Consider the following 8,333-nt stretch of genomic DNA (forward strand, 5'->3'; position numbering starts at 1 on the left):
CAGCAATTTCCCAACCGCCAGAACTCCACCAGCCCCCCTCTAAACCCGCCAACGTCTTTGCCGACCAGTTCGACCCCCGCTGTGATGCCATCCCCGTGGCCAACCTGTTAGCCAGCCGCTACAACTGGATGAATAATAGCAATACAGCCGTCCCCTACCGGATCACCGAACTCCTGCGCCAGTGGGCCGAGGGCTACAGCCGGGGCATGCGCGTCCTTCGCCGTAGCGACAACCTCAACCCCGTCGGATTTTGCCTGCTATACCCCACCACCCGCGACTCTGAAATTCACTTTTTTGGCCCACCGACCAAAGGCTTACACCTGAGCGGCATTTCCACCGAAGATCCCTTTACCCTGGCCACACCGGGAGATGATACCTGCCGTTCCCTCTTTATTCGCAGCTGGAATATTGCCTCCGACTATGAAAGTCAGTCACTGCTGTTGCTCAAGGATACTCAAACAACGTTACAGGCTATGCAACAAGACTTTCCAAATTTGTGCGATCTCCACACCCTGATCATTCACCGTCACTACGAACCCCTGGCAACAGCCCTCGGGTTCCAAAAAACAGGTCTCGATAATCAGGCCGCCGTCTACTGGATGTATTTAGCCCTAGACCGGTTTCTAGCCATCAACATGGATGCTCTCTCACCTAGGGCTCTCAACCTTTCATAAACAGAGTCAAACAGCTTTGTATCCAATTTAGGACGTGGAGTTTACTTAAATGTTGTACTCTGCCGAGATAAAAATCATCAGTGTGTAGCTACGCTGTCACCCCTTAATGCGAACGATGGCGGGGCGATTTATCAGCCACACGCCCGTCACAATCAGCCCGCAGCCAAGCAGTACCGTTAGCGAGATCTGCTCAGATAGAACGGCCCAGCCCAGGAAGACGGACCAGATCAGCTTGAGGTAAGACACCGTTGAAATATTGGTCGCCGGAAAGCGGCGAAGCATACCGAAGAACAATACGTTGGCGGCGGCGGTGGTAATCAATCCTAGAAACAGGACCGAGCCTATTGTCGTCACGCTCAGATCCAAACGCCACGGAGGGTCAACGATAGCGCTAAACAATGCCGCCGGCAGACAGGTAAAGATATTTTGACCCAGGGCCAGCTGCGCCGCGTGAGGAGACCTGAGCCACCGACCATAGACGTTACCGACGGCATAGGACGCGGCGGTTAACAGCATGGCAATGCTACCTAGCAGCGTTCCAGAGGCGCTCAGAATATATTGGGGACCGATGACAAAAAAGACCCCAACAAAGCCGATCATAACCCCCACCAGTTTGAGCCAGTCTAATGCCTCATCACGCAACGCCTGATAGGCAATCATGACGGTGAACAGGGGCGTGGTGGTGACTAGAATACCGGACTGGGCGCTGTCGATATGCTGGGCTGCAATCGCCGTGAGCACGTCAGGGAACCAGCCGTTGATCATGCCCAATACAACCATGTGCTTCCAAAGATGGCGAAAGGGCTGGAGCGACTGCCTTGTGCAAAAAAACCACAGCGCCAGCGCAATACTGGCAACCCCAGCACGAATCGCTGTGAGGGCAAAGGGGGGAAGCTGAGCCACCGACAGCTTCACGAACAGGTAGGTGCTACCCCAAATCAGCGAGAGTGTTAGCAGCGACAGCCACAGTAAGGTTTGGGAGGATGAAGCGCGAGGAGAGGTCATAACAACGTTTGGTAGAGCTGCTGCGTCTCGAGGCTAGGATCAATGCCCAGTTCGTCTCGTAGAATACTCATGCAATGGTGATAGGTTTGGATGGCAGCGGTGCGATCGCAGCTGTCTATCTGAAGCTGCATAAGGGTGCGATAGGCCGATTCTTTTAACGGCTCAGCCTCAATCAGCCGTTGGGTGTAGGCCTTGGCCTGGACGTACTGCTGCTGCTGGGCGAGACCGTCAACGAGGGCTGCGATCGCGTCTACGTAGCGCTGCTGTAAGCGGTGCCGGATGGGCAGCAGCCATTCATAATCTAGCAGCGGCAACAGCTCTCCTGAATACTGTTGAATGGCGGCTTCTAGCTGCTGGGTATTATCCTTCGCCCGGTTTAGGCTCTCTTCAAATTGGGTGACGTCAACCGCTAGGTCGGCCTCTGTAAACTGAAGCTGGACCGTTCGAGCGGTGGTGAGAATCAGCTGGTCAGCGTTGGGCAGAAACTGCCGCAGGTTAAACAGATTTTTGCGCAGCGCAGTGCGGGCGTGGGCATCGGAGCTGTCGGGGTACAGGGCGAACGCCAGATGCTGCCGCAGGTGAGGAGTTGAGTCGTGTAATAGCAAATAGGCCAGCAGTGCCTGAACGCGTGGGTTGGCACTGCTGGTGAGGGCTTTGTTTTGGTAGGTAAGGCTGAAGTCCCCTAATAGCTGTACCTGTATCGGTGTCGTCGTTGACGAGTCGGCATCAACAACAGTAAGACGAATCTCGGGCTGCGAACCAGCTGTGGGTTCTGCCCAGGCTATGGTTGGGTCGTACTCAGCCGCGACGGGTTCAGATTGTTTTGGGGGTTTGGCATATTCAGACTGTTGCTGCTGATCCAGCTCAGGCTGTTCCGGTTGGGGGACCGTGTCGGGTCTTTCTACCGCGCCCAGTTCCTGTAGCACCGCTTTCTGTTGGACGGTTAGCCCTTGGACACTGGAAATGTTCATGCCTTCATAGGGGCGCTCTAATCGCAGTACCTGCTGGCATTTTCCGTCCATTGTCCAGAGCCGTAGGGTGGCGTCGGTACTGCCGCTGACGAGCAGGTTGTCTGTGCCGACCGGTGCGTTGGCGTTTGTGGTTGGACAAAAGGCCACGGAGGTAACCCGGTCGGTGTGCGATCTCAGCACATGCCGTTCTTTGTGTTCCGCCACGTCCCAAAGTCGTGCCGTGCCGTCGTAGCTGGCGCTGGCGAGATACTGCCCGTCTGGGCTGAACGCCAGATCGTAGACCCAGCTTTGGTGCTCGGTAAAGGTGTGCAATAGTTGGCTCGTTTGGGCCGTTACCTGCCACAGGCAAACGCTGCCGTCGTAGCCACCGCTGGCGATCGTGCGGCTGTCTGGGCCAAACGCCACTGACAATAGGGGGCTGGGGTTCGCCAGTGTCTGCAGCGGGTCTCCCGTTCTAGCATTGCGAATTTGCACCTGATCGTCCCCGTCGGTGAGGGCCAGCAGCTGCCCGTCTGGGCTAAAGGCCAGCGACCAGTGGAGCGCATTAATCGATTCTATCGACCGCTGTAGCTCGCCCGTTTCGACCTGCCAAAGGCGCAGAGTCTGGTCAAAGCTGCCACTGACGAGCGTTTCCCCATCGGGGCTGAACTGCAGCGACCAGATCCAGCTCCCACATTTTTCCAGCAGCTGGGGCGTACCAGTTTCAAGGTTCCAGAGCCGCACCGTGCCATCTGAGCTACCGCTGGCAAGTAGGGGCCGCGTTGGATGAACCGCCAGCGTCAGCACCCAGTTCTGGTGCCCCCGTAGCGTTCTTACCAGCTTTCCCGTCGTGCGGTGCCACACCCGAATGGTGCGATCGCTGCTGCCCGAAATCACATACTGTCCATCTGAGCTGACGGTGTTACACAAAATCTCATGGTTGTGCCCCCGAATCGTCTGCTGGAGCTGCCCGGTCTCCAAATTCCATAGCCGTACCGTCTGGTCGAGGCTGCCGCTGGCCATCATCTTTCCGTGAGCCGTGAGGCTGATCGCCCAGATTTGATTAGTGTGGCCTTTGAAAGTGGCTAAGACGCTTCCTGCTGCTGGGCTCTTTGCTTCTGATTCAGAAGAGACTTTCTCTGTCGAGAGGGCATCATGAGAGATGTTACCCGCAGGTACCCAAGGCGAGACATCCCACTGCTTAAGCGTGAGATCGTTGCTGCAGCTAACCAGGCTGCGGCCATCGGGGCAAAATTCAATCCGGGTGATCTGGTCAGTATGCCCGGTTAGCGCGGCCAGCAGCTGACCTGTGACCGTGGACCAGAGACGAATGGTGCGATCGCTACTGCTGCTGGCCGCCACTGGCGCGTGGGGATGGAACCGGACCGACCAGACAAAGGCCTCATGTCCCTCCAGCACAAGTCCCGTTTTGATAGTGCCTGCTGTTAGAGACCACAGCCGCACCGTCTGGTCGAGGCTACCGCTGATCAGCTGCTGCCCATCCGGGCTAAAGCGCACTGAGGTCACCTGACTGCTGTGCCCCACCCCGGTCAAGATCAGCTGCCGGGTCTCTAAGTCCCACACTTTGACGGTGCAGTCACTGCCACCGGTGGCCAACTGCCGCCCATTCGGGCTGACGGCCACCGTCCACACACGGCTACCGTGCCCTGTGAAACTGGCGTAGCACCAGCCCTGATAGCGGGGTTCAGGCACTGCGGCTTTAGCTACGCGACCGAGATTGGCCTGGGTGATTTCCCAGACTTTGGCGGCTTGGTCATCGCCGCCGCTAACCAGGGTCAGCTGAGACTCTTGGCGGTTCTCACGAGTCTTGGTACTGGCGTCGGTACTACTGTCGGCTGCGGCTAGCGCCACCGGGCTAAACTGCAGTGCCTGCACCCAGCCAGCATGGGCCTCCAGCGTCAGACAAAGCTGCAGGGTATCCATTCTCCACAGGTGAATTCGACCGTGGGAGTCGCCAATGGCAAAAAAGTCTCCTTTCGGACTAAACGTCACCGTTGGGACTGCGCCAAAAATTTGGCTGAAGACGGTTTTGATAAAGGTTGCGCCCGCAAAGTTAGTTTGTTGCAGCTGCATCGGTCTGAGGTCGGCCTGCACAACCGTCAGTGCAGAAAAGTCATAGCCCGTCAGGTCTAGCCCCAGATGATAGCTCAGGTTAAGAAAGTTGCCGACCCCGTAGAAGGAGAGCGCTGGTCCTTCTACGGGCGTTTCTGCTAATGCTTCCCCCCGCGTGGCTGTTGCCCGTAGCCGATTGAACAGATGGCAAAAATGCGCCTCTAGCTGCGGCAGTGTTGACAGCGAGGTTTGCAGATGTGCCAGCAGCGGCTCCACAATCAGGCGAACCTGACTGATGCGAATGTAGTCTTTTACCGTCGTTTTTAGCAGAGCAAAACGGTTGAATAACGGCAGTGCGATCGCATCAGATGAGGAAGAGAGGTCTAAAATCTCTTTTCCTATCCGCTCGATAAACCGGCTTGTCACATACTCCATGACCACCGGTTGCTGGGTGTACTGCCCGCCCTGGGTTTCGATCAGGCTACGCCAGGAGAGCGATTCTAAAGCACTCAGCACCTTACTGCGCGGCTGAGCGGGGTAGATATCTTCAATCAGAACGTTGCTGCTGGCCCATTCTCGGTTGATCGCCAGCCAGTACATTACCTGTTGACCTAGCGCCGTGAGGCGGTCGAACTGCTGGTCTAGCAGGCGCTGGATACCGTTAAAAACAAGCGTATTTTCAGCCAGGAAAAGGGAAATGTCGCCGTCAAACAAACTCTGAATTGAGGTGGCAACAATCTTTAGCGCTAGCGGGCTGTTGCCGTAGCGATCGCACAGAGCCGTTTTTTCGGCTTCATTTCCGCTCAGTCCCTTGGCCTCCAACAACGACCGCGCGGCCTCAGGCGACCCGGACAGCGACAGCGATCGCACAGATAGGTCTATCCCTTCAGACATTCCCACCATCGCAGGCTTCTCTCGGCTCGTCAGCAAGACGCTGCTCTGGTGCCGTGTCTCAATCAGCAGCCGCAGCAGATCGCCGTAGTCTTCATAGCCGGGGCAAAACAGTCCCGCCTGCTCGCCCCCGTGCAAAATCGTCTCCATATTGTCGAGTACTAGCAGGCAGCGCGACTGCCCCAGCCAGTACAAGAGCCGTCTGAGGTTGGGCTGCGTATCCTGCTGGTCAGACACAAAGGCCACCAGTTCCCCCAGCAGCTCATCTAAGGGTGGCGCGTTGCGTAGCGATCGCCAGATAACGTGGGTGAACGACCCTGATGCCTCCAGTGTTTCTAGAAATCGAGCCGCCAGGGTCGTTTTGCCAATGCCGCCCAGTCCCAAGACGGCCACCAGACGGCAGCGCTCCTCGACTAGCCAGTGATTCAGTTCACTCAGTTCGTCATGACGGCCATAAAACAGCGTGACGTCCGGCGCTTCACCCCAGTCAATCCGAGTTTTGGAAGGAGAATTTGAGAGATCGGTCGAGATGGGAGTAGACGCATTCGCCGCAGGGAAGTCCTGGCTTGCGACCTGAACCGTCGCGGTCGTCGAAGCAGTGGCAATGGCCTGCTCAATCACAGCCCGAAAGCTGGTTTTACTGACCTTTTGCTGCAGCGCTGAACTTAGAGATTTCCAAAACTTAGGCCCCACAACCCGCGTGAAGTAGCTCGCCGCATATCCCGACTCTTCAGCAATGACGTCGTAGGTTTGGCCGTACCAGCTTCCCCGAAAGAGCGCCAGCTCTGCTTCGCTGAGAGAACGCTTATGCTGAGCCAGCATCGCTTCGTTGACGGTTTCAAGCGCCTGTTGAAAGTCCATAAGCCCTGTACAGTCTGCTGTTTGACGTTCGAGTTGACGCGTGAGTTTGACGCCTAACCGTATTTCTATGCCGCAAGAAAGTATCGGTAATTTTACGCTGGATAGACTTAAATTGTATCTAGACATTTAAGCAACTTTACAGGGGAAATATCGGCGTTCTTGTGTAAAAGCGTTCTTGTGTAAAAAATCGGGCAAAAAGAAACGCACGAGCAAGGTCATACCACTCGTGCGTCAGCGATGCTTGGAAAAGCCAGTTTGGCTACGTTTCAGCTGTGACTTGGTAGCGAATGATGTGCTCCCACTGGACTACCATCCAGATCCGCCTTTGAACCGCCAAGAGCGGATTGATTGCTGTAAAGTTGTTATTAAGCTGATCTCCATCTAGGTTTACCAGAATGGACTCAAAAGAAATTTGTTTTTCTAACAGTGCGACCCAAACGCAACGAGCGTTGACAGAAACCGGATTGTAGTAGAACTTTAGCATAAGAGTTCCAAGGGAAAAACGTGTAGCCGCGAGCTACGATGGAAAAGTGTGAAATACGCAAACCTACTGAAGAGGTTACAGAGGACGGCGGAGCATTGGAAAGATGGGGGGAGAAGTTCCAACCTGGATAGTACCCAGTACTTCAAAACCGTGGCGTTGATAGAAGGACAGGTTAGTTGGCTTGGAGGATTCGAGATAGGCAGGAACCCGATCGCGATCACACGTCTTCAATACCGAACGCATTAGAGCCGAGCCATGTCCTTTGCTCTGCTGAGTAGGCTCTACCCCAATAAAGGCAAGATACCAGTGGGGGTATTTGGGGTGGTAGCGATCCATCTGCTCAAAAACACTAAATACGTCAGATTGCTTCGCCTGAAGAACGCTTTTCTGTACTAGCTGAACAACTGGCTCAATATCTGGTTCAATATCAGGTGGATACCAGAGTGCAGCACCTGCATAATTGTTGCAACAGTGAACAGTATTGTGGTCGAACGCCTTGCCTCCAAATGCTTTAAGAAATTTAGGAAAATAAGTCAGGTATTGGTGAGGATCGGGGTATAACCAGCGGCTAGCTGGATCGTTGTGAAAAGCTAGAACTAAGCTGGCAATCACATATTTTTGCTCTGTAGGCGCTACCTGTCGAACAACTGTGTGCCCTGGGTAGTGTGGGTAAGGGGCTATCATCATACTGGTGGTGAATGTTAGGAAAAGTAAAATACGCTCTTTCTAAGCTCTGCACCAACCCTAGTCAATATGGCGTTCCATAGCCGTTCTCGAATCGTCCCACTGCGTCCGGCAATCTAAAGTATGGAATCGCCTCCCTAACTCGAACCAGCGGAGGTATTCAAAGAGAGCTAAGCTCGACTTTATCCAACATTGGGGTTAAGAGGAAAGCAGCAAGCACAATAGGTTTATCAGAACCAACTTGCTGCAAATGGAAATACTCAGTATGCTGGGCTTGTTCGCCCCGTTATTCTCTCATCGAGTCTGGAACTCAGCGTTGGTGCTGGGTATCGATGACACAATAGAACGCCGACGGGGCCAAAAGATAACGGCGAAAGGGATCTATCGAGACCCGGTACGGTCGAGCGATAGTCACTTTATCAAAGCCAATGTACTTCGCTGGTTGAGTTTACAGCTATTAGTGCCGATTCCTTGGGTGCAGCGAACCTGGGGGCTACACTTTTTGACCGTCTTGGCTCCGTCAGAACGCCACCACCAAACGCAGGGAAAACGGCATAAACAATTAGGGCTTGCTGAAAAGATAACTACGTAAGCCTGATAAGGGTTACCGGCTATTACGCCCTGATTAGGTGCAAAGGAAATCAGCTAAAATGCTCAAAACCCTTGCACCTAACCAGGGAAATGTACCGACAATCATCACCGGGTCAGCTA

General features: G+C 54.6%; 6 protein-coding genes. 2 read left to right on the forward strand and 4 right to left on the reverse strand.

The features are described 5' to 3' along the window. A partial coding sequence (locus IQ260_RS23035) for a hypothetical protein (RefSeq protein ID WP_193995429.1) occupies window positions 1–674 on the forward strand: 674 nt, incomplete at its 5' end. Between the two features lie 96 nt (window positions 675–770). On the opposite strand, the gene IQ260_RS23040 is transcribed toward IQ260_RS23035, so the two are convergent. The 4 genes from IQ260_RS23040 to IQ260_RS23055 form a co-directional block, all read right to left on the reverse strand. Further along, entirely contained in the window at window positions 771–1,679 is a 909-nt protein-coding gene (locus tag IQ260_RS23040; protein ID WP_193995430.1) for a DMT family transporter, read from the reverse strand. Continuing rightward, a complete protein-coding gene (locus IQ260_RS23045) occupies window positions 1,676–6,454 on the reverse strand; it encodes a WD40 domain-containing protein (protein ID WP_193995431.1) in 4,779 nt (1,592 codons plus the stop codon). The genes IQ260_RS23040 and IQ260_RS23045 overlap by 4 nt, the downstream gene beginning before the upstream one ends. 259 nt (window positions 6,455–6,713) lie before the next feature. Then, on the reverse strand, window positions 6,714–6,938 hold the full coding sequence (locus IQ260_RS23050) for a glutathione S-transferase family protein (RefSeq protein ID WP_228016362.1): 225 nt from the start codon (window positions 6,936–6,938) through the stop codon (window positions 6,714–6,716). A 75-nt stretch (window positions 6,939–7,013) separates the two neighbouring features. Then, on the reverse strand, window positions 7,014–7,625 hold the full coding sequence (locus tag IQ260_RS23055; protein ID WP_228016363.1) for a GNAT family N-acetyltransferase: 612 nt from the start codon (window positions 7,623–7,625) through the stop codon (window positions 7,014–7,016). Between the two features lie 262 nt (window positions 7,626–7,887). Here IQ260_RS23055 and IQ260_RS23060 point away from each other — a divergent pair, with 262 nt between their 5' ends. Then, a complete protein-coding gene (locus IQ260_RS23060) occupies window positions 7,888–8,214 on the forward strand; it encodes a hypothetical protein (RefSeq protein WP_228016364.1) in 327 nt (108 codons plus the stop codon). Window positions 8,215–8,333: the final 119 nt, after the last annotated feature.

The sequence above is a fragment of the Leptolyngbya cf. ectocarpi LEGE 11479 genome (assembly GCF_015207065.1).
Lineage (GTDB): Bacteria > Cyanobacteriota > Cyanobacteriia > Phormidesmidales > Phormidesmidaceae > Leptothoe > Leptothoe ectocarpi.